A 25,781-nucleotide genomic window follows, 5' to 3' on the forward strand; every position below is an offset into this window, starting at 1 on the left:
GCGAGGTCGACGGGGCCGGGGCCGGTCGTGCGCGAGGTCGACGGGGCCGGGGTCAGTCGCGTGCGAGGTCGACGGTGAGATGCCGGCGGAAGCGCAGGGTCACCGGCCCGAGCAGTCCGGACGGCAGCGGTTTGTTGCGCTCGTTGGAGAGCGTGTTGGCGACGCGGACGGCGAGGGAGTTGCGGCCCGCCCCGACCAGTCGGGTGATGTCGACGGTCCACGGCGCCCACAGCAGCGGCGGCAGCTCGGTGCCGTTGACGGTCACGGCGGCCACCTCGCGGACGTCCTCCAGGTCGAGGAACACACGGCGTCCCTCCAGCAGGGCGCGCTCGACGTCGATGTCGGTGGTGTAGGTGCCGCTGCCGGAGAAGAGCCGGTCGTGGTCGGTCCAGCTGCCCAGGGGCCCGGTGACCGGGATGGCCCCGTCGCGGTCCAGGGTGAGGGTCCAGTCGCCGGTCACGGTGAGGGGTTCGAGCGGGTCGCCGGTGCGGACGGTGCCGCGGTAGGTGTGGGTGCCGTCGGTGCCGGTGAACCGGTGGCTGCCGGGCGCGGCGGCCTCCACCGTCGCCCGCAGGTACCGGCCGCGCCGCTCGACCGCGCCCACGACGGGCAGCGGCGAGGACGTGAGGTGCGGGACGGCCCGGCCGTCGTGGCGCACGACGACGATCCGGGTCTGGTACGGCTCCAGGACCAGGGGCAGCCGGACGCCGTTCCTGTCGCCGCGGTGCACGGGAGCCGTGCCGGTGGCGCCCGTGGCGGGGTCCCAGAGCTCGGGGACGCCGGTGGCCGGGAGGGTCACCGTGGTCCCGACGCGCTCGCCGCCCTCGTTGTTGACGAGGAAGGCGGTGTCCTCGCCGCGGTGGACGCGCAGGACCCGTACCGCGTCCTGGGGCGGCTCCAGCACGGCGGCGGCCACCCCGGCCTCGTGGGCCGCCCCGCGCAGCCCCGCCGGGTCGGCGACGCGCACGGCGTGCCCCCGGCCGACGGGCCGGCGGCCCGGCACCCGCTCGCCGAACAGGTCCGTCAGGGCGCGCGCGAGGGAGCGGTCCCGGTGGTCCGCCTCCTCCGCCGGGAGGGCGCCGACGGCCACGACGGTGCCGCCGGCACGCGCGAACTCCGCGAGGGTGCGCACGGCGGCCACGTCCAGGGCGGGTGTCACGGGGACGACCACCAGGTCGTAGCGGGCCGCGCCCACCCCCAGCCGGCCGCCGCGGACGGCGGCGCGGGCCAGCAGCTCGGGGTCGCCGCCGAGGGCGCCCTCGTGGACGAGGTCGAAATCGACCTGGGCGCGCTCCAGCGCGTAGGCGGCGTCGGCGAGCGCGCCGTCGACCTCGCCCTGCCGGGCGGTGCCGGTCCACTGCTCGGCGGCGCGCTGCGGCTGCAGGACCGCGGTACGGGCCCCTGACGTGCCCCGCCCGGCCTCCATGACCCGGCCGATCCACTCGGCGAGCGGCCGCATGGCCCACCACCAGGGGGCGCGCGGCCCGAACGGCGGCGGGAAGTAGACACGGGTCTCGTCGGTCCACAGGGCGTGCAGGACCGTCAGGTTGACGCCCCTGGCGGCCTGCGCGCCGACGGTGGTGTGCACGAAGGCGGGCGTGACCTGCCAGCCCATGTTTCCGAACATCTCCAGCAGGGCCCGCTCGCGGCCCATCTGGTGCGCCACGGACACGGGGTTGCGGGGGATCATGGTCTGCTCGCCGGCCGCGTACTCGGCGGTGATGATGTCGCCGCCGGGCACGTGCGCCCACTGGTTGACCTTGTGCAGGTCGCCGGTGGACGGGATGCGCTTGGCCGGGGACGTCTCGTCGTAGAGCGGGTTGGTGATCAGGGCGACGTCGCGCCGCTCGTACCAGCGGGCCTGCTTCCGGAAGGCCTGGGCGAAGCGGTTGGAGACGGCCTGCCAGTAGCGACCGCGGGCGATCCGGCCGTCGCGTCCCAGGTCGTCGAAGGCCGAGGCGTAGGCGACGCCGGGCTCGACGCCCACCGCGCGCAGTGCCCCGTCGAGCGCGGGCGACCAGGGCAGGCGCTTGAAGTGCGCCTCGGCGGAGGCGAAGAAGGGCTCGTCGTCCCAGAAGCCGGGGATCACCGTGCCGAACCAGCGGCGGAAGCGGCGGTGGTACTCGCCGGGGACCATGTCGAGGAACAGCTCGACAGGCTCGTCGTCGAGCAGGTCGACGTAGCTGCGGCTGTAGCCCTGGCTGTCGTCGACGAGCGGGGATCCGCCGAACAGGTCGATCTGCCAGCGGCCCGCCGGGACCTGCCAGGTGTGCCCGCCGCTCAGCCGGCCGGTGAGATCGACGACCTCGGTGGCGTCGGCGGAGCCCGCCGGACGGGCCGCGGCGGCGACGGGGGTGGCGCCCGCGGCGAGGCGGTCGCGCCCGGGGAAGTCGCCCGCGGCGGCCGGGTCGTCGAACGCCGTGGTGTACAGCGGGGTGCCGTCGGCCGCCGTGACGGCGAGGCTGTCCCAGAGCGAACGCTGGTCGGCCACGGCCCGTACGCCCGCTCCGCCGGTCGCGTACCGGTCGTCGGTGACGGTGCCCTTGTCCTTGCCGTCGAGGGTGACGGACAGCGTGGCCCCGCGGACGGTGACGGCCACCGTGTGGAACCTGGTCTTGTTGAATCCGTCGGTGCGGGTGCTGCGCAGCAGTTCGACGGGGTCCGCACCGCGCGCCAGGCGCAGGACGGTGACGACCCCGCTCTGGTCGAAGGTGACGGCGTACCCGTCGAGGCCGTCGGAGGAGGCCCGCACGACGAGACCCGCCGCGGTGTGCTCGGCCTTGGCGCTGCCGGTGACCGTGCAGTCGGTCCAGCCGTCGCCGCCGCGCAGCACGGCCGCGCCGTCGAGCACCGCCGCGTCGGCGACCAGCTGTCCGGCCGTCACGCCCACCGCGCTGCTGCGGCGCAGGTCGGCGGTGGCGGGGCCCTCGACGACGGTGGTCGAGCGCCACAGCGCCTTCAGGCGCAGGTCGGGCCGCGGCTCGTAGGTTCGGGAGCCGACCGTGCCGCCCTTGACGATGTACTCGCCCGCACGGCCGCTGGGGAAGTGGTCGTCGTTGAACAGCCACACCCGCATGCCGGTGCGTTCCGCGGTGCGCAGGACGTGTCCGACGATGCCGAACCACTCCTCGGTGAAGAACACCGGCTGCATCTCGGCGTTGTCGAACGGGAAGAGGACGACCTCGTACATGCCCTTGTCCCGCAGGTCGGCCAGTTGCCGGTCCACGAGTTCGGGGGTGACGGGCCCGTTCCAGTACCAGTAGACGGTCGGCCTGCTGTCACGTCGGGGGTCGGTGAAGTGGCGTGCCGAGAAGGTGTCCTCGCCGCTCGCGGCCGTGTCTGGGGCGGCGTGGGCGGCGGGCAGACCGGCCGCGAGCACGGTGCCCGTGGCACCGGCCGCGGCGATGAGGCGGCGTCTGGACAGGTCGTCGTGGGACATGGCTGAACTCCTGCGTGGACGGAACGGTGTACGAAGTGGTGCGGGACGGGGACGGGGCCCGGCGGGCGCCGGGGGCGGGGCGGGTCAGCCGGTGGCCAGGCGTGCCGCCTCGGCCGCGCTCAGGGCCCGGTTGTGCAGGCGGAAGTCACGGACCGCGCCGTGCAGGTACGGGTGGGTGCTGTTCTGCGAGCGGCCCAGGTGGTTGCGAGTTCGTCCCGGCCCGCGGCCAGCGGGGCGTACAGCTCCTCGTGGTCGAAGCGCCGGGCGGTCCGCAGGTGCGCCGCGTCGCCCGTCACCAGGTACAGCCGGGCGAGCACGTCGTTCATGCCGCCGAACCCCCCCTTCAGCACCGTCTGCATCCGTTCGCGGGAGAGCGGCGCGGTGCGGGCGTCGGCCCAGGCGGCCATGTCCAGCAGTACGGTCAGCGCCTGCCGGTCGCCCGCGAGTTCGTACTGGTCGAGCAGCCCCGCCATGATCTTGTGGAGGGTGTAGTACGGGGCCCACGGCTTGCCGCCCGCCTCCGGCCGGTCGAAGACGGACTCGGGGAACGCGGACAGGTATCCCTGGCGGTGGCCGGCCGCCGGGGCCGCCCGCTGGCACTCGGCCAGCGCGGACACCGGGGAACGGGACTTGGCGGCGTACGCCTCGTCGCCGGTGCCGGCGTACGCCTGGGCCGGCGCGCTGAGCAGGTGTCCCGTGGTGTGGCCGCGCAGCTGGACGTCCGGTGCCTCCCAGCCGCCGCAGGGTTCGGCGGAGGAGGGCAGCCCGGCGTTCAGCCGGAAGGTGTGCAGCAGCCTGTCGGTGTCGACGAAGAGCGGATACGCGCAGGTGCGCCGCATGTTGGCGAGGAACGGGCTCTCCAGCAGCCGGACGTCGGCGAGCCGGAAGGCGGTGAGGGCCGCCCGCGGTCCGGACGGCCGCGGCCCGGTCGGCGCGGTGGCCAGGACCTGACGGCGGGACGGGCGGGGAGGGCGGGGGATGTCGCGCGGTGCTGGCAAGGCGCCGTGCTCCTTCCGGGCAAGGGGGAGTAACTCCGGGCCAGAGGTGGCGCAGTGGGGGAACTTGAATCGTTTTACATCGTCCGCCCGAGACGGTAAGCGTGTACATCACAAGCGTCAAGAGGTCACGCAGAGAGGAAATTTGAAACGTTCAAAATGATCAGGAACGTCGGTGCGCCGGAGCGGCGGCGTGCCGCCCGCGCCCGGTGCCCAAGGCCGGTCGGGGAAAAGCGGGCCGGGTGCGTGGGACGGCGTGATCGGCAGACGGCACAATGGCGGCGACGACGGTTGATGCCGCCACGGCGGCCGCAGGCGCCCGGGGACACGTGTGGCGTGCCCGGGTCCGGGAGAGGAACGACATGAGTGAGAACCAGGCCCCGTCCAGCGGTTCCGGGAGGCTCAACACCGGGGTGGCGCACAACGCCCGGGTCTGGAACTACTGGATCGGCGGGAAGGACAACTACGAGGTCGACCAGGCCGTCGGCGACCAGGTCGCCGGGATGTTCCCCGTGATCCGCGACGTGGCCCGCGCGGACCGGGAGTTCCTCGGACGCGCGGTGCGCCATCTGGTCGAGGACCGCGGGGTGCGGCAGTTCCTGGACATCGGCACCGGTCTGCCGACGCTGGACAACACGCACGAGATAGCCCAGCGGTCCGCGCCCGAGTCGCGCATCGTGTACGTCGACAACGACCCGATCGTGCTCGCCCACGCGCGGACCCTGCTGACCAGTACGCCCGAGGGCGCCACCGACTACATAGACGCCGACGTGCACCACCCCGGGACGATCGTCGAGCGCGCTTCGGCGACCCTGGACCTCGACCGGCCCGTCGCGGTGATGATGCTGGGCATCCTCAACTTCGTCCTCGACACCGACCGGGCCCGGGACATCGTGCGCAAGGTCCTGTCGGCGGTCCCGTCCGGCAGCTACCTGGTCCTCACGCACCCCACCACCGACACCGACCTCGGCGGCGAGGGCAACGTCGGGGCGATGAAGTTCTGGAACGAGAACGCCACGCCGCCGATCACCGCCCGCACCCGGGCGGAGGTCGCCGCCTTCTTCGACGGTCTGGAGCTCCTGGAGCCGGGACTCGTCTCCTGCACGCGGTGGCATCCCGGCACCGTCTCCCAGGCCGTGGTCCCGCAGTTCGGCGCGGTGGCCCTGAAGCCCTGACGGCCCGGTCCGCCGGGAGCGGCCCCGCGGGGCCGCCCGCGTCCGGCGCCGGAAGCGCCGCCGAGTGGCGGGGGCCGCCGGAGGGGGCGAGGATGCAGGCGCGAAGACCCGACGACCACGGTCCGTGCCGGACGCATACGTCGTCGTGTTCCGGACACCCGCCGACGGTGCCGGGGGCCTGGGCCCCCGGCACCGAGCCGGTCCCGCACGCCATCGAGGAGCCCCCATGTCCAAGCCGCCGCTTCCGCCCGAGGCCGTCGAACTGCTGAGCCGCCCGAACGCGGCCGTCATCGCCACCGTGCGCTCCGACGGAGCGCCCGTGTCCACGCCCACCTGGTACCTGTGGGAGGACGGCCGGGTGCTCATCAGCATGGACGTGGGCCGGGTGCGCCTGAAGCACCTGCGCCGCGACCCGCGGGTGACCCTCACCGTCCTCGACGGGAAGGACTGGTACACCCACGTCACCCTCATGGGCCGGGTCGACGACATGAAGGACGACGACGGCCTGGCCGACATCGACCGCATCTCCCGGCACTACACCGGCGAGCCCTACCCGGACCGCGTCCGGCCCCGGGTCAGCGCCTGGATCGACATCGACCGGTGGCACGGCTGGGGCTCGCTCAAGGACAACAGCCAGCCCGGCTGACACCGGGCGCCCAGGGACCCCCCGTCCCGGGCGCACACGTACGGCCGGGTGCCGGTCCGGGGCGCGGTGTCCGCGTACGCGCCCCGGCCCGGACCGGCGCCGCGCTCAGGGGACGGCCGCCGGCCGCCGGGGCGGGATCCAGCGCAGGTGGACGGTCCGCCCGGGATCCTCGGCCCGCAGCAGGGAGAGCCGCGGGCGGACGGCGTCGGTCCGGGCGCCCGGCGGCCTGCGGGCACCGGCCCGGTACGGGAGCGGCCACTGGGCCGCGGCGTCCCGGTACTCCTGCTCGGCCGCCGCGTGCAGGGTCCAGTGCGGATCGTAGAGGTGGGTGCGGCCGAGGGCGCACAGGTCGGCGCGGCCCGCCAGCAGGATCGAGTTCACGTCGTCGTACGACGCGATGGCGCCGACCGCGATGACGGCCGTGCCGGTGGCCGCAGCGGCCTCGTGACGGATCCGGTCCGCGAACGGTGTCTGGTACGAACGGCCGTACGCGGGCCGCTCGTCCCGGGTGACCTGACCCGAGGAGACGTCGATCGCGTCCGCCCCGTGGGCGATGAAGGCACGGGCGATCTCCACGGCGTCGTGTCCGGTGGTGCCGTCCGGGACCCAGTCGGTCGCGGAGATCCGCACGATCACCGGCCGTCCGGCGGGCCAGACGGCACGGACGGCGTCGAAGACCTCCAGGGGGAAGCGGAGCCGGCCGCGCAGCGGTCCGCCGTACTCGTCGGTGCGCCGGTTCGCCACCGGCGAGAGGAACGAGGACAGCAGGTAGCCGTGCGCGCAGTGGAGTTCGAGCAGGTCGAAGCCCGCCTCGGCACCACGGCGGGCGGCGGCGGTGAAGTCGGCGACCAGCCCGTCCATGGCGGCGCGGTCGAGCTCGCGGGGGACGGCCGACCCGGGACCGTAGGGCAGGGGCGAGGGGCCGACGGTCCCCCAGTTGCCGTCGGGCAGCGGCTCGTCCATGCCCTCCCACATGAGCCGGGTGGAGCCCTTGCGGCCGGAGTGGCCGAGCTGGAGTCCGATGCGGGCGGTGCTGCACCCGTGGACGAAGGACACGATCCGCGCCCAGGAATCGCGCTGCCCGTCGGTCCACAGGCCGGTGCAGCCGGGCGTGATGCGGCCCTCGGGCGAGACGCAGACCATCTCCGTCATCACCAGTCCGGCGCCGCCCATCGCCTTCGAGCCGAGGTGGACGAGGTGGAAGTCGCCGGGCACACCGTCGACGGCCGAGTACATGTCCATCGGGGACACGATCACCCGGTTCTTCAGCTCCAGCTCCCCCAGCCGGAACGGCTGGAACATCGCCGGCGCGGTCCCGGGCAGCCCCTGGGAGGCCGCGAAGGCCGCGTCGACCCGGTCGGCGAACTCCCGGTCGCGGGTGCGGAGGCCGTCGTACGTGATGCGGCGGGACCGGGTGAGCAGGTTGAAGCAGAACTGGACCGGCTCCTGGCGGGTGTACATGCCGATGTTCTCGAACCACTCCAGGGATGCCTGGGCGGCCCGCTGCGCGGACTCGACGACGGGGCGCCGCTCCGCCTCGTACGCCCGCAGCGCGCTCCCGGTGTCCGGGTGCTCGTGCAGGCAGGCGGCGAGGGCGAGCGAGTCCTCCATCGCCAGCTTGGTGCCCGAGCCGATCGAGAAGTGCGCGGTGTGCGCGGCGTCGCCGACGAGGACGAGGTTGCCGTGGTGCCAGCGCTCGTTGCGCACGGTCGTGAAGGCGAGCCACTTCGAGTTGTTCGCGAACAGCCGGTGGCCCGCGAGCTCCTCGGCGAACAGGGCGCGGATCCGCTCGACGGCCCGCTCGTCGGAGGCGCCCGGCGGGAAGCGGGTCCGCTCGGTGGCGTCGAAGCCGGCCCGGCGCCAGACGTCCTCGTGCATCTCGACGATGAAGGTGGAGCCGGTGTCGGAGTAGGGGTAGCCGTGCACCTGCACGATCCCCCACCGCGTCTGCCTGACGAAGAACTGGAACGCCTCGAAGACCCGGTCCGTGCCCAGCCACATGTACTTGTTGTGCCGTCGGTCCTCCGTGGGCCGGAAGACCTCCGGGTACGCGGCCCGGACCTGCGAGTGGACGCCGTCCGCGCCGACCACGAGGTCGTGTGCGGCGCGCAGGTCGCCGGCACCGGGGGCGGGCGTGGAGAAGCGGACGGGCACCCCGAGGTCGTGGCAGCGGCGCTGCAGCAGCCCGAGCAGCTCCCGGCGGCCCATCGCGGCGAAGCCCTGGCCGCCCACCGTGTGGGTCCGGCCGCGGTAGTGGACGTCGATGTCGCTCCAGCGGGCGAACCGGCGCGCCATGGCCCGCGCGAACTCGCGGTCCGCGTTCTCGATGCCGCCGAGCGTCTCGTCGGAGAACACCACCCCGAACCCGAAGGTGTCGTCGGGGGCGTTGCGCTCCCAGACGGTGATCTCGTGGGCCGGGTCGAGCTGTTTCATGAGAGCGGCGAAGTAGAGGCCGCCGGGGCCGCCGCCCACGATCGCGATCTTCAAGGGGGTCCTCTCAGCGCTCGGCGGCGGGCGGGGCGGCCCGCCCGTCCTCGGCGGCGGTCCGGAGCGCGAAGCGCTGGAGCTTGCCGCTGGCGTTGCGCGGCAGCGTGTCGCAAAAGCGCACGTCGCGCGGGTACTTGTAGGGCGCGATGGTCTGCTTGACGTGGTCCTGGAGTTCCCCGGCCTTGGCCGCGTCACCGGGGACGCCGTCCCGCAGGACGACGAAGGCGCAGACCACCTCGCCGCGTTCGGCGTCGCTCCGGCCCACGACCGCGCACTCCACCACGTCGGGGTGGGTGTCCAGGGCGGCCTCGACCTCGGGTCCGCCTATGTTGTAGCCCGCGGAGACGATCATGTTGTCGCCGCGGGCGTGGTAGTGGAAGTAGCCGTCCTCGTCACGGTGGAAGACGTCGCCGGTGACGTTCCAGCCGTCCACGACGTAGTCCTTCTGCCGCTCGTCGTCGAGGTAGCGGCAGCCGACCGGGCCGATGACGCCCAGCCTGCCCGGCTCGCCGGGGCCCAGTTCCGTGCCGTCCGGGCCGAGGACCGCGGCGCGGAAGCCCGGCACCGGTCTCCCGGTGGCGCCGGGGCGGATGTCGGAGCCGGCCGCGGAGATGAAGATGTGCAGCAGTTCGGTCGCGCCGATCCCGTCGACGACCTCCAGCCCGATCCGGTCGCGCAGCCGCTCCCAGGTGCCGAGGGGCAGGTGCTCGCCGGCCGAGACGCCGACGCGCAGCCCCGCGAGCCGCTCCTCGCGCCCCGCACGCAGGACGGCCCGGTACGCGGTGGGCGCCGTCGCCAGCACGGTGACGCCCTGACCGGCGACCAGGTCCGCCATGGCGAGCGGGGTCGCCGCCTCGGTCAGCAGTGCGCAGGCGCCGGCCCGCAGCGGGAAGACCACCAGCATGCCCAGCCCGAAGGTGAAGGCGAAGGGGGCGCTGCAGGCGACCAGGTCGTCCGGGAGGAGTCGCAGCACATGGCGGCCGAAGGTGTCGTCGATGGCCAGGACGTCCCGGTGGAAGTGCATCGTGATCTTGGGCTCACCGGTGCTGCCGGACGTCGGGGCGAGCAGGGCCACGTCGTCGGCGGCGGTGTCCACGGCCGTGAACCCGCCGGACTTGGCGGACGCGCGGGCCACCAGGTCGTGCGGTCCCCCGCCGCCGAACTCGACGATCCGCAGCGAGGGCAGCACGGTGTCCCGGACGGCGCGGACGTCCTCGGCGCACCGGTGGTCGACCAGGGCGAGCGCGGGCAGGGTCCGTCCGGCGACCGCGGCGATCTCGCGGGCGCGCAGCGCGGCCATGACGGTGACGACCACTCCCCCGGCCTTGAGGACGCCGAGCCAGCACGCCACCGTCCAGGGGTTGTTGGGCGAACGCAGCAGGACCCGCTGCCCCGGGACCAGGCCGAGGTCCTCGGTCAGCACCCGGGCCACCCGGTCGGCCCGCCCGCGCAGTTCCCCGTACGTCCAGGTCTCCCCGTCCGGCGTGCGCAGCGCGGGGCGGTCGGCCCCGTACGTCGTCACGGAGGCGTCGATGAGCGCGCCGGCGGCGTTGAGCCGCTCCGGGTGGCGCAGGTCCGGCGTGGTGAACTCGATCACCGGCCACAGGCGGGCGGGCGGGAGGTGGTCGCGCGCGAAGGTGTCCTCGTACGCCGAGGGCGACAGGGGGGGCGGGCCGGCGGGTGGGGCGGAGGGGGGCGGGGCGGCGGACGGAGGTGGGGGCGGAGGAGTCAACGGAGGTGTCCTTCCGGGAGCCGCCGGTGCCGGGCGGCGGATCAGGCGGGGCGGATCATTCCCTCCTGGACGACGGTGGCGAGGTGCCGGTGGTCGCGGGTGAAGAAGCGGCCGGTGCCCAGGCCGCGGCCCGCGTCGGCGGCGACCGCCTCCTGCGCGTAGAGCAGCCAGTCGTCGACCGGTCCCGGGCGGTGGAACCACATGGCGTGGTCGAGGCTGGCGGTGACGAGCCCGGGGTCGGCCCAGGCCAGGCCCAGTACGCGCAGCACCGGTTCGAGGATCGTGTAGTCGCAGACGTACGCCAGCGCGGCCAGGTCCCGCTGAGGGCCGGTCAGCCCTTCGACGGTCCGCAGCGCGTCGAAGGGCCGCACCCAGACCGCCTGCTGCGGCAGCCGCCTGCCCTCGACGGTGAGGTAGAGCGGGCCCGGCACGTGCCGCATGTCGAAGCTCCGGCCGGCCGACCAGTAGGCCCTGGACTCCTCGGTCATCGAACCGCCGGAGCGCCCGCGCAGGTACTCCCGCGAGCCGGGGAGGTCCTCGGGGTCCGGGACGACCTCGGTGAACTCGGCGTGGAAGGTGCCGCCGGGCTCCCCCGCGGCGAAGTTGGCCAGGCAGACGTAGAGCGGCTTGCCGTTCTGGTGACCGCGTACCTGCCGGGTGCTGTAGCCGCGGCCGTCGCGTATCACCTCCACCTCGTAGCGCACCGGTGCGCCGATGTCGGCGGGGCGCAGGAAGTAACCGTGCATCGAGTGCAGCGTCTTGGCGCCGGTCACCGACCGCATGGCCGCGGCGGCGGCCGCGGCCACCAGGTCGCCGCCGTACGCCTTGGGCCAGGGGCAGGGCTGGGTGACGGCGGTGAACGCGAGGTCGAAGTGCTCGGCGGGGACGGGGGTCAGCGTGACCGCCTCGGTGAAGAGGGCGGAGGTCGGGGGTGCTCCGCCGGGCTCCGGCCCGCGCCCGGGTCCGGGCACCGGTCCGGGGTCCGGCCCCTGCCCCGGTCCGGACCCCGCCGTCACCGGTCCGGCCAGTCGCGCAGGTCGGCGTCGGCGACGTCGGCCATGTTGACGACGATGTTCTCCGGTGTCCGGGTGGTCATCCAGGTCAGCGGCTCGGTGCGGGACAGGTTGCACTCGATGTGCGGCATGAACGGCGGGACGAAGACCCAGTCGCCCTCCGCCATGTCGACGTAGTCCTCGAACCTCTCGCCGAAGTAGATGCGCGCCCGCCCCGACAGGACGTAGCCGCCGGTCTCGGCCTCGCCGTGGTGGTGGGTGACCGAGCGGTAGCCGGGGTCGTTGCTGACCTTGCCGAACCAGAGCTTCGTGGCGGGTGTGTGCTGGATGCTGACGCCCGAGACGCGGACGGCGCCGCCGGAGTCCGCGGTGTCCGCGCTCTCCGAGCCGGCACGCGTCACCACCGGGGCGACGATCCCGCTGGGCAGCCGGTACACCGAGGCGTCGCCCTCCAGGCGGTACTTGCCGAGGTCGGGCTCCATGGGGCGGGCTCCGTTCCGGTCGTGCGGTCGGGAGGCAGGGCGCGCCCGGCCGCGCGCGGCCTGCGCCCCCGTGCACCTTGTATCGTTTTTTTCACGGCCGTTATTTATTGTCAATACATCACGCTCCCACCATCCGGAGGCCACGTGACTCCCCTCGCCGTGAACCCGGGCGCCCTGCCGGCGCCCCGTGGCTACTCGCACGGAACGCTCGTGGGCAACACGCTCCACCTCGGCGGGCAGACCGCCCTCGACGCCGGCATGCGGATCGTGCCGGGAGGCATCGTCGAGCAGTTCCGCCAGGCGTTCGGCAACGTCCTGACCACCCTGCGCGAGGTGGGCGGCGAGCCGCGGGACCTGGTCAGCGTGACGCTGTACCTCACCGACATCCCCGACTACCAGGCGCACGGCAAGGAGATCGGCGCGGTGTGGCGCGAGCTCGCCGGACCCGTCTACCCGGCGATGGCGGGCATCGGCTGCACCGCCCTGTGGCAGCCGGAGGCGATGATCGAGATCCTCGGCGTGGCCGTCGTCCCCGAGGAGCGGCTGGTCCGGCCGGGCCGGTAGAGGCCACCTGGCAGCCGGGACAACGGGCGTACGCCCGGGGGGCGTTCGCCGGACCCGTGGCCGCGGCCCGCCGGCCGTGGCCGCCCGTCGTCCTCCGCGGGGCCGTTGTTACCGTTCACCGATGTCTGACTCTTCACGCGACACCGCGGCGGGCGCCGGCTGGGGCACCACGGAACGCGGCGCCTACCGGCACCTGATGCCGCACCGGACCGGGAAAATCTCGTGGCTCGACCCCAGGACCCTGTGGCCGGCCCGCAACGGCGTACTGGCGTCGCTGTTCGGGGACCCGACGGGCCGGACCCGCAGCCGCTGGGTGGCGCAGCGGACCGCGGCCGGCGCGCCGGCCGACAAGGTGGTCCGGCACCCCGTCGCGGACCGCTTCTCCTTCATGGTCATCGGCGACACCGGCGAGGGCGACGACCCCCAGTACGCCGTCGTGCCCGGCTTCCTGAGGGCCGGTCGGGGTTCCGCGTTCGCCGTGCTGGCCAGTGACGTGATCTACCCGGTCGGCAGCACCGACGACTACGACACGAAGTTCTTCCGCCCGTACCAGGACTATCAGGCACCCATATACGCCATACCCGGCAACCACGACTGGTACGAGGACCTCGACGGGTTCATGCGCGTCTTCTGCGACGCCCCGCCCCTCACCCCGCCGCCCCCGCCCCGGCGGCTGTCCCGCGCCTGGTGGCGGTCGCTGCTGTGGCACCGGCCGGGCCCGACCGACGAGCGACGCCTGGCCGCCGCGCGGAAGTTGCGCTCCGTCCCGGCCCAGCAGGCCGTCCAGCCGGGCCCGTACTGGGCGATCGACGCGGGCCCGGTGCGGATCATAGGCATCGACACCGGCCTGCTGGGGACCGTGGACGCCGAGCAGGGCCGCTGGCTCCGCGAGGTCTCCCGGGGGGACACCCCCAAGATCCTCGTCACCGGCTCCCCGCTGTACGTGGACGCCGAGCACCACCCCTGCGCCATCGAGGGCGGCGGGACGGTGGACGAGATCGTCCGCGATCCGGACCACCACTTCGTGGCCGCGATAGGCGGCGACATCCACAACTACCAGCGCTACCCGGTGGCGGTGGACGGCCGCACGATCCAGTACGTGGTGGCCGGCGGCGGCGGAGCCTTCATGCACGCCACCCACACCATGCCCCGCGTCTCCGTCGCCGGTGTCACCGAGGAGGACTTCCGCTGCTACCCGCTGCGCGGCGACTCACTGGCCTTCTACAGCGGGCTCTACGGGCGCCGGCTGCGGATGCGGCGGTTCTTCACCCTCACCGAGGACCAGGCGACCGCCGTCGTCTCGAAGCGGCTCGGCGTTCCCGCGACCCGCGCCCGGGTGCGGGACACCCCCGTCACCCTGCGCACCCGCGTGGTGGCGAGCCTGCTGGGTGCCGGCGGGCGCCCCGACCGCACGTCACGCCTGCGCCTGCCGGTGCGCAAGGCCCACACGCGGCTCTTCTCGCCCGGCTCGGCGACGTACAGCCCGCCGTTCTTCAAGTCCTTCCTGCGCCTGGACGTCTCCCCGGAGTCCGTCCGGCTGCGCTGCTTCTCGGCGACGGGGAACCTGCCGCAGGAACTCGACCCGCCCGTCGAGGACGAGGTGGTCATCCCGCTGTCGTGACGAGGCGTGAGGCGGCGCGCCGGGGCGCGACGGGGGCGGCCGGAGGCGGCGGGGGCGGCGGGGGCGATGGAGGGCTACAGGGGCGATCCGGGGGCGGATCGCCCCTGGTCGGCCGTCGAGTGTACGGGGCGGGCGACTCCACCGCGGTCTTTTCTCCCGACACGGGGTCGTTCCGGGCCTCCGCGTCTATTCTGGGGTCGCATGGAGGGGGCAGCGGGCAGCAGGGCGAGCGGTGAACTGCGGGAATCCAGCGCGTCGTTCGGTCCTCTCGTCGTCTCGGCGCCGATCCTGCGGGCGGCGCACGTCGACCTGCCGGAGGAGAGCCCCGACCCGGCGCTGCTGCCGTCGATCACCCTCCTGGACCGGGCGGCGCCCCACGGCGGCGTCCCGCAGGAGCCGCCCCTGCCCTCGGGACAACTGCTCGCGGGGCAGTACCGGCTGATCCGGCCGCTGGGCTACGGCGGCATGGGGGAGGTTCACCTCGCGCTCGACACCAAGGTCGACGACCGCGAGGTCGCCATCAAGATCCTGCACCCGCAGCAGGCGGCGGGAGCGCTGGCCCAGGAGCGGCGGGCCCTGGTCGACCTCAGCCACGGCGACATCATCCGTGTCTTCAACTACGGGCACCACCCGGAGGTCGGCGACTTCCTCGTCCTGGAGTACGTGGACGGCCTCACCCTCGAAGAGGTGCGGGCCCGGGCCCGGATGAACCCGGACGAGTTCGGCGGCGGACGCTTCCACGAGTTCGTGCTGGCCTACGGGATACGGATCCTGTCCGCGCTCGGGCATCTGCACGCCGACCGGCCCGCCAAGGTCTACGGCGACCTCAAACCGGACAACGTGATGCACGACGGCACCTCCACGAAGATCATCGATGTCGGCAGCGTCCGCGCGGCCGGGGCGCCCGGGCACACCACGGAGGGGTTCCGGGCCCCGACCGTCGGCCCGGACGGTGAATCCACCGGCCAGGACGACCTGTTCAGCCTGGGCGAGACCCTGCGGCGGCTGAGCGGGCTGGGGCGCTCGCCGGACGACCTGGCGGAGCTGGGCCGCCTGGACGGGATCGGCCCACCGGAACCACCGGGCCCGCCGGAACCACCAGGGCCACCGTGTGGTCCCGGGACCCCGCGGGCTCCCGGGACCACACGGACCACGCGGACCGAAGGAACCGCGCGGACCGAAGGAACCGCGCGGACCGAAGGAACCGCGCGGACCGAAGGAACCGCGCGGACCGAAGGAACCGCGCGGACCGAAGGAACCGCGCGGACCGAAGGAACCGCGCGGACCGAAGGAACCGCGCGGACCGAAGGAACCGCGCGGACCGAAGGAACCGCGCGGACCGAAGGAACCGCGCGGACCGAAGGAACCGCGCGGACCGAAGGAACCGCGCGGACCGAAGGAACCGCGCGGACCGAAGGAACCGCGCGGACCGAAGGAACCGCGCGGACCGAAGGAACCGCGCGGACCGAAGGAACCGCGCGGACCGAAGGAACCGCGCGGACCGAAGGAACCGCGCGGACCGAAGGAACCGCGCGGACCGAAGGAACCGCGCGGACCGAAGGAACCGCGCGGACCGAAGGAACCGCGCGGACCGAAGGAACCGCGCGGACCGGGGGAAACACGCGGGCCGGGGGAAACACGCGGGCCGCGGGGACCGAGGGACCTCCCCCCATGACGGCGCCCGCTCCCCGCGGCCTGGGCCTGGTGTCGCTCGCCCGGGTGCTGCACCGCGCCACCCGCGCCGAGCGGGCCGAGCGGTTCGCCACCGCGCGGGAGATGGAGGAGCAGCTGCGGGGCGTGTTCCGGGAGTTGCGGTCGCTGCGGACCGGGGTCGAGACCTTCGAGCCGTCACCGCTGTTCTTCCAGTCGCCGTACGCGCTCGACGCCGCCCTCGGCTCCGCGCCGCCCCTCACCCGGTGGGCCGCGCCGGACGCGCCCGTCCCGTACGCACCGCCGGCGCCCGCCGAGGTCGCCAGTCGGCTGCCCGTACCGCGGCCCGATCCGCACGACCTCCACCACGCCGAGCTGAGCAGGCTGGCCGATGCCGCTCCCGAGGCGCTGCTGCAGCGCACCGGCGACTGGCGCGACTCGCCCGAGGTCCATCTGCTGCGCTGCCGGCTGCGGCTGCGCGGCGCCGGGGGCGGGACCGGGGCGGCCGAGCGCGAACTGCGCTTCGCCGAGGTCCTGATCGGTGCCGGACAGGCCCCCCACGACTGGCGGCTCGGCTGGCACCGTGGGCTGCTCGCGCTCGGCCAGGACCGGGCCGGGGCGGCACGGCTCCACTTCGACCGGGTGTTCGCGGCGATCCCGGGCGAGTACGCGCCGAAACTCGCCCTCGGGTACTGCGCCGAGCGCCTCGGCCGCTGGCAGGAGGCGCTGACGTTCTACGAGGCCGTCCGGCTGCGCAACCCCTCGCTCGGCAGCGCGGCGTTCGGCGCCGCACGGGCCCGTCTCGCGCTGGGCGGGGAGCGGGCCTGGGACGACACCGTGCGGGCCCTGGACGCGGTGCCGCAGCACTCACGGCACCGGACCGCCGCGCGGACGGCCGCCGTACGCGTCGGCGTCGAGCACGTGCGCACCGCCGGGCACCCGGACGAGGTGGCCGACCGCCTCCGTGAGGTGCTGGCGCGCCTGGCCCGGCTGTTCCACGCGCACGGCCTGACGGACGAGCAGGCCCGGGTCCGGATGACGGCGGAGGTGTGGGAGGCGGTAAGGGGTGCCCTGGACCGGGGCGCGATCGGCGCGGGCGGCCTGACCGCACTGGCCGCGGGCGCCGACGCGCGGCTGGGGCTCCCCTCCGCCGAGCCCGGGCTGCGCAAGGAGCTGTCCCGGCTCTACCTCACCCTCGCGCACCAGGCCGCCCGCTCCGCCTCCGCCGCCGACGGGGCTGTCGCCGAGACCCTGCTGGACCGCGCCTACGCGGTCCGTCCGCCGGCCTTCCGGCACCGCCGGGACAGCCCGGGGCTGGGGAAGCGGGTGACGGCCTGGCTGCGGACGATCGCCCATGCGCCGTCGCCGCCGTCCTCGCCACCGCCACCGCCACCGCCACCGCCGTCACCCTCGCCGTCGCCCGAGAAGAGCGCCCGGACGGTCCGCGAGTGACCGCCGAGGCGGGGCGCGGACGTACGGACCGGGGGGCGGATGCCGCCGTCCCGTCCGCCCCGCTCGCCCCGTCCGCGCGCCTGCGCCGGACGACGCGGGGAGCGCTGGCCGTCGGCGCCGAACTGGCCCGCCGGCTCCGGCGGTACGCGTGGCCGTCGGCGAAGGGGCGCCGCAACCGGGTGTACCTGCGGGACCGGCTCGTCGCGCTGCCGCTGCTCGCCGTGCTGGCCTTCGGCGCGCTCGGCTGGGCGTACGCGGACGTACGGGGCGACTCGGCGCACCTGCGGGAGCGGCTGGCACCCGCGCTGGTCGGACTCGCGAACGCCAGGACGTCGCTGTTCATCGCGCAGGGCGAGGCCGAGGAGAACCTCGACGCGGCGGGGGCGGCCGGACTCGGCGGCCTCAGCGAGCGGTACCGCACACGGGTGGCGCGGGCGACACAGAGCCTGAACCAGGTCACCCGCAGCGGCGCGCTGACCGTGGCCGAGGAGCAGGAGCTGCGCGTGGTGTCCGCGCTGGTCGTGGACTACACGGGGTGGATCGCCCGGGCCCGGGGCCACGCGGACGACGCCGTCCTGCGGGACGCCGAACTCACCTACGCGCGCAGCATGCTCTGTTCCGAGCCGATCGCCGACGAGGACCGGTACCCGGCGTGCCGGGCTGCCACCGGTTCCGGTGCGACGTCGATCGTGGACCGGGTCGCGGGTCTCGAAAGGCGGCTGGGCGACCGGCTCGCGGCCCGGGCCGCCTGGGGCTGGGGCGTGCTCACCGCCGCGGCGGTCGCCGGGCCGGCGCTCGTGCTGTTCGCCGCCGGTCTCTGGCGCACGGTGGTGTTCCTGCGCCGCCGCTTCCGGATCCGGCTGAGCATTCCGCTGGCGGTCGCCGCCCTGCCGCTGCTCGCCGTGCCCCTCCTGACGGCCGACGCGCTGCTCGCGCAGCGCGCCCAGGCACGGTCCGCGCCGCTGGCCGACGCGCTCGCCGAGCGGACCTCGCCGGAGACGGAGACGATCGCCGAGGAGCGCCCCTTCGACGGCCCCGACCCGCGGGCCGTCGGGGTGCTGGAGTCCCGCATCGACGGGACGCTCTCCGACGGCCGGCTCGCGTTCCTGGACGGGGTCGCCCCCTTCGTCCTGCCCGTGGGACTGGCCGGTGCCGGTCTCGTCGGGGGCGCGCTGCACGCGTACCGCCGTGAGTACCTCGTGGTCGCCCGCCCGGGAGCCGTCGCATGACCCCGTCGGCGGGCCGTCGCCCGGTCCGGCGGGCGGCCCTTCGCACGGCCCGTCCCCTGCGGGTCCTGCTGGCCGCGTGCCTGCTCGTCCTGGTGCCCGGCTGCGCGTCGGACGAGCCCGACCCGCTCGTCGTCCTGGGTCCGTGGACCGGCCCGGAGGGCGAGGCGTTCGAAGCCGCGCTCCAGCGGCTCGACGACGGGACCGGGCGGACGTACGCCTACGAGGGCACCCGCTCGCTGCGCGAGACCCTCGTCTCGCAGCTGGAGGCGGACACCCCGCCGGACGTGGCGGTCCTCAACAGCATCGGCGAACTCACCGAGTACGCCCGCCGCGGCAGACTCAGGCCGATAGCCGAGCGGACCACCGAACGCGCCTTCCTCCCGTGGGCGCCGACCCTGCTGGTGGACGGCAGGCGCCGCACCTACTGGGTGCCGCTGAAGGTCGACCTGAAGAGTCTGGTGTGGAGCAAGGAGGGCACGTCGAGCGACGATCCGTCCTGGTGCGTGGGGCTCGCCTCGCAGGCCACCTCGGGCTGGCCCGGCACGGACTGGATCGAGGACATCCTGCTCCACCAGGCGGGTCCCGCCCGTTACGAGGAGTGGGCCACCAGCCGGCTCAGCTGGCGCGATCCGGACGTCGTACGGGCCTGGACCACCTGGGCGCGGCTGCTCGCCGGCCGCTCCGAGAAATCCGTCGAGCAGTCCCTGACCACGTCGTACGAGGGGGCGTCCGGGCCGGCCGGGCCCCGCGGGCTGCTGAACTCCCCCGGCTTCGACTGCACGCACGAGCACCAGAGCGCCTTCATCCGGTACGTGTACGCGGGCGACGACATCCGGGTGGAGCCGTCGGCGCGGTTCCTGGACGGGCGGGCCGAGCACCGGGACGCGTTCGAGGTCTCCGGTGACATGGCCGCCGTCTTCAGCGACGACCCGGCGGCGCAGGAGCTGGTCGAACGGCTGTCGGGCCCGGCCGGGCGGGAGCGCTGGCGGGCCGAGGCGGACCCGGCGGTGCGTCCGCTGTTCCCGAACAGCACGGGAGCGCCGCCCACGGAGTCCGCGGGCGCCGTCGAGCAGGAGATCGACGCCCTGCTCCATTCGACCGCCCGCACGCTGTGCTTCGACGCCTCGGACGTGATGCCGCCCGAGCTGCGGGACGCCTTCCACCGGGCGGTGCTGGAGTTCTTCCGCGATCCCGCACGGAGGCACCTCACGTCGCTGCTGGAGCAGCTGGAGGCCGTGCGGGTCCAGGTCGACGAGGAGTCGGACGACACGCGCTCGTTCCGGCCGCCCGAGGACGTCTGCGCCGGCCCGGGCGGCTGAGGGGGCCCGCGGCCGTCCCCGGCCGGCTCCCGGTGCGGAGGAGCCGGCCGGGGAGCCCGCTCCCGTCAGGAGCTGGGGCACTCCTTCCAGGCCAGCTGGTAGATGGTGCTGATGTCACCGTCCGTCGAGTCCATGGTCATGAAACTGGTGCTGCTGGGAGCCGAGGTGCCGGCGTTGACACGGAGTTCGGTGTTGATGTTGAAGTTCCGCTGGACACCGCAGGGCGCCCAGACCAGCTGCGCCCACTCCGTCGTGTCCGTGGCCTGCCAGTTGTCGTTGAAGGGGCCCTTGAAGGAGTGCGTGATGGCGGCCGTGTTCGACGAGCCCTGGAAGTAGTACGAGGCCTTCTCGGTGCTGCTGGCTCCCGACTGGAGCGAGGCGAAGCCGCGGTAGTCCGCGCTGGCGATGGCGTACGTGAAGCCCCCCGGCACGGCGACGGTCAGGTTGAGCTGGCAGTTCCTGCGGAACGCGGTGGGGTCGGAGTTGCCTCCGACCTGGGCTAGGTAGTCGCTGTACGTCACCGTGAAGGCGGTGTTGTCCGGGGAGACGGCGACGGCGGCGGTGCCTTGCGGGCAGCCGGAGCCGTTGACCGTGGCGACCTTGATGACGATCTTGTCCGGGGGCGGGTCGACGATCCCCGTGGACGGGTCGTGCGCGGGCAGCGCGGTGGCGAACAGAGCGGCGATCGCGCCGCTCAGAAGCAGCCCACCAGTCATGGAGTTCCAATCCGTTGCGTCGGTGTTCCGCCGGCGGGGACCGTGTCCCGCCGCGGAATGGGGGGTGCGGCTTTCGCGCGTGCGGCCTGCGCGAACTGCGCGGTGCGCGCGGAGAGCCGTCGCGGACCTGGTGCGTGGAAGGTGCGCATGGAGCGACAGAAAGTCATGCACATGTCAATCAATCAACCACACGCGCACGGGAACCCGGCCGCTGCGAAAGAGCTGTGAAGGAGCTGTGGAGGCCGGGAGCGATCGCATCGTACGTATCCCGGGACGGACCGGCCAGGTCGAACTCCGGCCATTCGCAGACCACTTCGCGCCACCGGGCGGGCCCGGCCGCCCGCGGCCTGGCCCGGCCTCCCCGCCCGGCGGCGGTCAGCCCTCGAACTCCGTGAGGTCGATGGCGTACAGCCGCAGCTCGTGCCCGTGCACCGGGTCCTGCGCGGTGCCGTCCGCCCGCAGGCCGAGCTTGTCCAGCACGTTCGCGGACGCGGTGTCGCCCGGCCGGGCGGCGGCCACCACCCGGTCGATGCCGCGGTCCTGGAGGGCGAACTCGAGCGCGGCGTGGGCGGCCTCCGAGGCGTACCCCTGTCCCCAGTGGACCCGCCCGAGCCGCCAGCCGATCGCGATCCGGTCGGCGAGCTCGGGCGGCGAACCGGCGACGTACAGGCCGACCGCTCCGGCGAGTTCCCCTGAGCCGAGCAGTTCGACGGCGAAGATCCCGAATCCCTCCTCGTCCCACTCCTCCTCCCACGCCTCGATGTCCTCGGCGGTCTCCTCCGAGGAGCGCGGGTGCCCGTCGCCGATCCACTGCATCACGGTCGGATCGGCCTGGATCTCGGAGAGCGGTACGAGGTCGTCGTCCCGCCAGCGGCGCAGGAGCAGGCGGGGGGTACGGATGTCGTTCATGCCCCCATCCTGTCGGCAGGGCGCGCGAGCACGAAATCGACGGGCCCGGGAACCGCCCCCGCGAAGGGCGCGCCGGGGAACGGCACCGTGGGCGGGGCCCGTCGGGTCCGGGGGCCGCACCCCGGCCGGAGCGGACGGAGCCGCGCACCGCACCGGCCCCGTCCGCGGTTCACGGTTTGCGTGCCACCCCGCACAGGGCGATCACGTCGCCGGAGGGCGGGGTCACCCCGGGGTCCGGCCGCCAGTCGTTCAGCGGGACGACCCCCGGGTCGAGCAGTTCCAGGCCGTCGAAGAAACCGGCCAGCTGCGCGGGACTGCGCAGCCGGTACGGGGCCGCGCCGCTCTCGTTGTAGAAGCGGGTGGCCGCCACGTTGGCCTCGTTGGTGTCGACACTGTCGTTGAAGGCGAGGTAGCTGCCGGAGGGCAGGGCCGCCATCAGCGCACCGACGATGCGCCGCGCCTCGTCGTAGTCGGCCACATGTCCGCTGACCTGCATCAGTGTGAGCGCGACGGGACGCGTGAGGTCCAGCGTTCCCGCCGCTTCGCGCAGGACGGTGCCGGGGTCGTGCAGATCGGCGTCGACGTACGCCGTCGCCCCCTCGGGGGTACTGGTCAGCAGCACCCGTGCGTGGGCCAGGACCAGCGGGTCGTTGTCCACGTAGACGACACGGGCCCCGGGTGCCACGCCCTGGGCGATCTCATGGGTGTTGTCGACCGTCGGCAGCCCGGTGCCGATGTCGAGGAACTGCCGGATCCCGGCCTCACCGGCCAGGTGGCGCACGGCCCGGCCGAGGAACGCCCGCGAGTCACGGGCCAGCTCGGTGATCCCGGGAAAGACCTCGCGGAAGGCGTCACCCGCCTCGTGGTCGACGGCGTAGTTGTCCTTGCCGCCGAGCCAGTAGTTCCAGATCCGGGCCGAGTGCGGCACGGTCGAGTCGATCTTCGTCGACGCCGCTCCGCCGGGAGCTGAGGAGTCCTGTGTCACCGGCAACCTCCGTGAGGGGAACCGTCGTCGGCTGTGCTGCACAACCGTCGGCTGTGCAGCACAACCTAGTCCCGATCGTCCACGGGTCCTCGCCGGTGCGCCCATGTCATGCGGGACGAGGCACGTCGTGTCCCCGGGCGGCACGGGTCACGGCCGTCGCGGTCCCGCCGTGCTGTCGCGCACCACGAGGCGCGTGGGCACGAGCGTGGTCCCGTGCTCCGGTGCGTCCTGGCCCATCTGGCGCAGCACGCCCTCGACGCAGCGCCGCCCCACCTCGGCGAAGTCCTGGTGGACGGTGGTCAGGGGCGGCAGGAAGGAACCGGCCTCGGGTATGTCGTCGAAGCCGATGACGCTGACGTCGCCGGGCACGTGCCGGCCCCGCTCGTGCAGGGCCCGCAGCAGTCCGAGCGCCATCTGGTCGTTGGCCGCGAACACGGCCGTGCAGTCCGGCCGTGCGGCCAGTTCGAGGCCGGCCCGGTAGCCGGACTCCGCCGACCAGTCGCCGCGTACCGGCGGGGGCGCCGCGCGGCCCGCCCCGGTGAGTTCCGCGCGCCAGGCGTCGGCGCGGCGCTGCGCCGCGAAGGACTCCTCGGGGCCCGCCAGGTGCCAGACCGTGTCGTGGCCGAGGTCCAGCAGGTACCGCACGGCGTCGCGGCTGCCGCCCGCCTGGTCGGTGTCGACCACGGTGTAGCGGTCGCCCGCGTCCGAGTCGGCGACCACCACCTTGATGTGCGGCGGCAGCGAGAGGGTCATCGCGTCGAGCAGGTGCACCTCCAGGATGACGATGACGGCGTCGACGGCCAACTCCCCCAGCCGGGAGAACGCACCCCGCACCTCGTCCTGGGTGGGCACGGCGACGGGCAGGAGCGTCACGGCGTAGCCCTCGTGCGCCGCGGAGGTCGCGATCGCCTCCAGGGTGCGGACGTTGCCCGTGGTGGAAAGTCCGAAAGTGATCACACCTATGGTGCGGAACTCGCCACGCTTGAGCGCCCGGGCGGCACTGTTGGGGCGATAGCCCAACTCGCGCATGGCCGCGAGCACCTGCTGCCGTGTCTCCTCGTTCACACCCGCGTAACCGTTGGAGACACGCGAGACGGTCTGCGAGGAGACGCCGGCCAGCCGGGCGACGTCCGCCATGGACGCGCTCTGTGTCCGGCGGGGCGCCCGCCTCCTGGCACCCCCCGCCACCTGCGGTCTGCTCGCCGAGGCGTTGTCCGTCGTGTCCACCCGTCTCCCTCGTCGTTTTGAACCACGGTTTCCTCAAATGACCCTTGACCACCGTCAACGGGGCAGTGTAGACATGCCGCCATCAGATGTTTACGTAAACATAACAGGCCACGGACTCCTGAGGGCCCTGGTGTTTACGCAAACATCATCGGCGCACGACGCCGGGTTTTCGCGAGAGGGACGAGCGAGGAACGACATGACGACGCTTCAACCGCCGCCGGCCGCCAAGGCGCGCACGGCCCGGCCTCCGGCGAGGGGGGACCGCCGCTCCTGGAGGGGGTGGGGCTTCATCGGCCCCTTCGTGGCCGTTTTCACCCTTGTGTTCCTGGCTCCGATCGTGTACTCGATCTATCTCAGCCTGTTCCGGGACCAGCTGATCGGCGGCACCCAGTTCGTCGGCCTGGACAACTACCAGCAGGCGCTGCAGGACGACCAGTTCTGGGCTTCCCTCGGCCGGGTCTCGCTCTTCCTGGCCGTCCAGGTGCCGATCATGCTCTTCCTCGGCCTGCTGATCGCCCTGGCGCTGGACAGCGGCCGTCTCTACGGCACGGACTTCTTCCGTATCGCGATCTTCCTGCCGTACGCCGTGCCCGCCGTGGTCGCCACCCTGATGTGGGGCTTCATGTACGGCACCAAGTACGGGCTGGTGGGTGACATCAACGACGCGTTCGGCGTCACCCTGCCCGACCCGCTCTCCAGCGATCTGGTGCTGGCGTCGATCGGCAACATCGTCACCTGGGAGTTCGTCGGCTACAACATGCTGATCTTCTACTCCGCGCTGAAGGTCATCCCGAACTCGCTCTACGAGGCCGCGGAGATCGACGGCGCCGGGCAGGTCCGGGTCATCACCGCCATCAAGCTCCCCGCGATCCGCGGCGCCCTCGTCATCGCGACGATCTTCTCGATCATCGGCAGCTTCCAGCTCTTCAACGAGCCGAACATCCTGCGGCCGCTGGCGCGCAACGCGATCACGACGGACTACACGCCGAACTTCTACACGTACTCGCTGTCCTTCAACGGCCAGCAGCACAACTACTCCGCGGCGGTCGCCATCATCATGGGCCTGATCACCATGGTCATCGCCTATGTCGTACAGCTGCGCGGCATGCGCAAGGGAGCGTGACCATCCCATGAGCAGCACGAGCAGCACGAGCAGCACGAGCAGCCCCGCCACCACGGCCCCGGCCGCGTCCGCCCCGGCCGCGCGGGTGCCCCGGCTGCGCAAGCGCGGTGACCAGGACACCCGGCGCCCCAGGCGCAGCGTCCTGCTGACGGTGCTGACCGGCCTGGTCCTGGTCTACACCGTGGTGCCCCTGGTGTGGCTGCTGATCAGCGCCACCAAGACCCAGGAAGGGCTCGCCGACTCGTCCGGACTGTGGTTCGCCGACGACTTCGCCCTCTGGGACAACATCGGCGACACGTTCACGTACAACGACGGCATCTTCGGGCGCTGGCTCCTGAACACCCTGCTGTACGTCGTGCTCGGCGCCGGCGGTGCCACCTTCCTGGCGATCCTGGGCGGCTACGCGCTGGCCAAGTTCGACTTCCCCGGCAAGCGCGGTGTGTTCGCCGTGGTCATCGGTGCCGTCGCCGTCCCCGGCACCGCCCTGGCGGTGCCGACCTTCCTGATGTTCAGCAAGATGGGGCTGACCGACACCCCCTGGGCGGTGATCATCCCCTCGCTGATCTCGCCCTTCGGCCTGTATCTGATGTGGGTGTTCGCCACCGAGGCCATCCCCTTCGAACTGCTGGAGGCGGCCCGCATCGACGGAGCGGGCGAGGCGCGCACCTTCTTCCAGGTCGCCCTGCCGCTGCTCGCCCCGGGCATCGTGACCGTCCTGCTGTTCACCACGGTCGCGACCTGGAACAACTACTTCCTGCCGCTGATCATGCTCAAGGATCCCGACTGGTATCCCCTCACCCTCGGTCTGAGCGCCTGGAACTCCCAGGCCGAGACCATCGGCGGTGACGTGATCTTCAATCTGGTGATCACGGGTTCGCTGCTCACCATCGTGCCGCTGATCGCCGCGTTCCTGCTGCTCCAGAAGTACTGGCAGTCGGGCCTCGCCGCGGGAAGCGTCAAGGAGTGACCCGTCCCCGGGCCACCGCCCCCCTCGGTCCCACCTCCTCCACCCTCACC

The 25,781-nt window shown here is 73.4% G+C and carries 18 protein-coding genes and 1 pseudogene; 9 read left to right on the forward strand and 10 right to left on the reverse strand.

The genetic code is table 11. The features are described 5' to 3' along the window. Positions 1-52 precede the first annotated feature (52 nt). On the reverse strand, positions 53-3,439 hold the full coding sequence (locus KM933_RS19010) for a glycosylhydrolase-like jelly roll fold domain-containing protein (RefSeq protein WP_221353738.1): 3,387 nt from the start codon (positions 3,437-3,439) through the stop codon (positions 53-55). A 203-nt stretch (positions 3,440-3,642) separates the two neighbouring features. Then, positions 3,643-4,437 (reverse strand): annotated as a pseudogene (locus KM933_RS19015) (beta-L-arabinofuranosidase domain-containing protein); the annotation flags it as partial. A gap of 359 nt (positions 4,438-4,796) precedes the next feature. On the opposite strand from KM933_RS19015, the gene KM933_RS19020 reads away from it, so the two are divergent. Both KM933_RS19020 and KM933_RS19025 read left to right on the forward strand, forming a co-directional pair. Then, positions 4,797-5,609 (forward strand): SAM-dependent methyltransferase, encoded by an 813-nt coding sequence (locus KM933_RS19020; protein WP_221353740.1) that lies wholly within the window; start codon positions 4,797-4,799, stop codon positions 5,607-5,609. Between the two features lie 226 nt (positions 5,610-5,835). After that, entirely contained in the window at positions 5,836-6,255 is a 420-nt protein-coding gene (locus KM933_RS19025; RefSeq protein WP_221353742.1) for a PPOX class F420-dependent oxidoreductase, read from the forward strand. Positions 6,256-6,360: 105 nt separating this feature from the next. Here the strand turns inward: KM933_RS19025 and KM933_RS19030 are convergent, their stop codons facing one another. From KM933_RS19030 to KM933_RS19045, 4 genes are all read right to left on the reverse strand, one after another. Further along, entirely contained in the window at positions 6,361-8,742 is a 2,382-nt protein-coding gene (locus KM933_RS19030; RefSeq protein ID WP_221353744.1) for a bifunctional salicylyl-CoA 5-hydroxylase/oxidoreductase, read from the reverse strand. 10 nt (positions 8,743-8,752) lie between these two features. Continuing rightward, entirely contained in the window at positions 8,753-10,405 is a 1,653-nt protein-coding gene (locus tag KM933_RS19035) for an AMP-binding protein (protein WP_260333787.1), read from the reverse strand. A gap of 110 nt (positions 10,406-10,515) precedes the next feature. After that, positions 10,516-11,445 (reverse strand): acyl-CoA thioesterase, encoded by a 930-nt coding sequence (locus KM933_RS19040; RefSeq protein ID WP_221353746.1) that lies wholly within the window; start codon positions 11,443-11,445, stop codon positions 10,516-10,518. Between the two features lie 41 nt (positions 11,446-11,486). Continuing rightward, positions 11,487-11,969 (reverse strand): cupin domain-containing protein, encoded by a 483-nt coding sequence (locus tag KM933_RS19045; RefSeq protein ID WP_221353748.1) that lies wholly within the window; start codon positions 11,967-11,969, stop codon positions 11,487-11,489. A gap of 144 nt (positions 11,970-12,113) precedes the next feature. On the opposite strand from KM933_RS19045, the gene KM933_RS19050 reads away from it, so the two are divergent. The 5 genes from KM933_RS19050 to KM933_RS19070 all read left to right on the forward strand — a co-directional run bounded on the left by KM933_RS19050 (position 12,114) and on the right by KM933_RS19070 (position 19,804). After that, positions 12,114-12,533: a RidA family protein gene (locus tag KM933_RS19050; RefSeq protein ID WP_221353750.1), complete on the forward strand. Its 420-nt coding sequence runs from the start codon at positions 12,114-12,116 to the stop codon at positions 12,531-12,533. Positions 12,534-12,654: 121 nt separating this feature from the next. Next, positions 12,655-14,154, forward strand: a complete 1,500-nt coding sequence (locus KM933_RS19055) for a metallophosphoesterase family protein (protein ID WP_221353752.1) — start codon at positions 12,655-12,657, stop codon at positions 14,152-14,154. Between the two features lie 201 nt (positions 14,155-14,355). Beyond that, positions 14,356-17,256: a tetratricopeptide repeat protein gene (locus tag KM933_RS40295; RefSeq protein WP_221353754.1), complete on the forward strand. Its 2,901-nt coding sequence runs from the start codon at positions 14,356-14,358 to the stop codon at positions 17,254-17,256. Continuing rightward, a complete protein-coding gene (locus tag KM933_RS19065) occupies positions 17,253-18,485 on the forward strand; it encodes a hypothetical protein (RefSeq protein ID WP_308013453.1) in 1,233 nt (410 codons plus the stop codon). The genes KM933_RS40295 and KM933_RS19065 overlap by 4 nt, the downstream gene beginning before the upstream one ends. Continuing rightward, positions 18,482-19,804: an alpha-glucoside ABC transporter substrate-binding protein gene (locus KM933_RS19070; protein ID WP_260333775.1), complete on the forward strand. Its 1,323-nt coding sequence runs from the start codon at positions 18,482-18,484 to the stop codon at positions 19,802-19,804. Before KM933_RS19065 ends, KM933_RS19070 begins: the two co-directional genes overlap by 4 nt. A gap of 65 nt (positions 19,805-19,869) precedes the next feature. Here KM933_RS19070 and KM933_RS19075 read toward each other — a convergent pair whose 3' ends face one another. The 4 genes from KM933_RS19075 to KM933_RS19090 all read right to left on the reverse strand — a co-directional run bounded on the left by KM933_RS19075 (position 19,870) and on the right by KM933_RS19090 (position 23,551). Then, positions 19,870-20,520, reverse strand: coding sequence for a DUF4360 domain-containing protein (locus tag KM933_RS19075; protein WP_221353756.1), 651 nt, complete (start codon positions 20,518-20,520; stop codon positions 19,870-19,872). A gap of 375 nt (positions 20,521-20,895) precedes the next feature. Beyond that, complete coding sequence (locus tag KM933_RS19080; protein WP_221353758.1) at positions 20,896-21,429, reverse strand: GNAT family N-acetyltransferase; 534 nt, start codon at positions 21,427-21,429, stop codon at positions 20,896-20,898. Positions 21,430-21,598: 169 nt separating this feature from the next. Beyond that, entirely contained in the window at positions 21,599-22,414 is an 816-nt protein-coding gene (locus tag KM933_RS19085) for an SAM-dependent methyltransferase (protein WP_308013454.1), read from the reverse strand. A 147-nt stretch (positions 22,415-22,561) separates the two neighbouring features. After that, positions 22,562-23,551, reverse strand: a complete 990-nt coding sequence (locus tag KM933_RS19090; protein WP_221353830.1) for a LacI family DNA-binding transcriptional regulator — start codon at positions 23,549-23,551, stop codon at positions 22,562-22,564. Positions 23,552-23,837: 286 nt separating this feature from the next. Between KM933_RS19090 and KM933_RS19095 the strand changes: the two genes are divergently transcribed. Together KM933_RS19095 and KM933_RS19100 are read left to right on the forward strand one after the other, a co-directional pair. Continuing rightward, positions 23,838-24,764, forward strand: coding sequence for a carbohydrate ABC transporter permease (locus tag KM933_RS19095; protein WP_221353762.1), 927 nt, complete (start codon positions 23,838-23,840; stop codon positions 24,762-24,764). Positions 24,765-24,771: 7 nt separating this feature from the next. Then, positions 24,772-25,731: a carbohydrate ABC transporter permease gene (locus KM933_RS19100; protein WP_221353764.1), complete on the forward strand. Its 960-nt coding sequence runs from the start codon at positions 24,772-24,774 to the stop codon at positions 25,729-25,731. The last annotated feature ends 50 nt before the right edge of the window (positions 25,732-25,781 follow it).

Origin of the sequence: Streptomyces beigongshangae, from assembly GCF_019710745.1 — a bacterium.
GTDB lineage: Bacteria > Actinomycetota > Actinomycetes > Streptomycetales > Streptomycetaceae > Streptomyces > Streptomyces beigongshangae.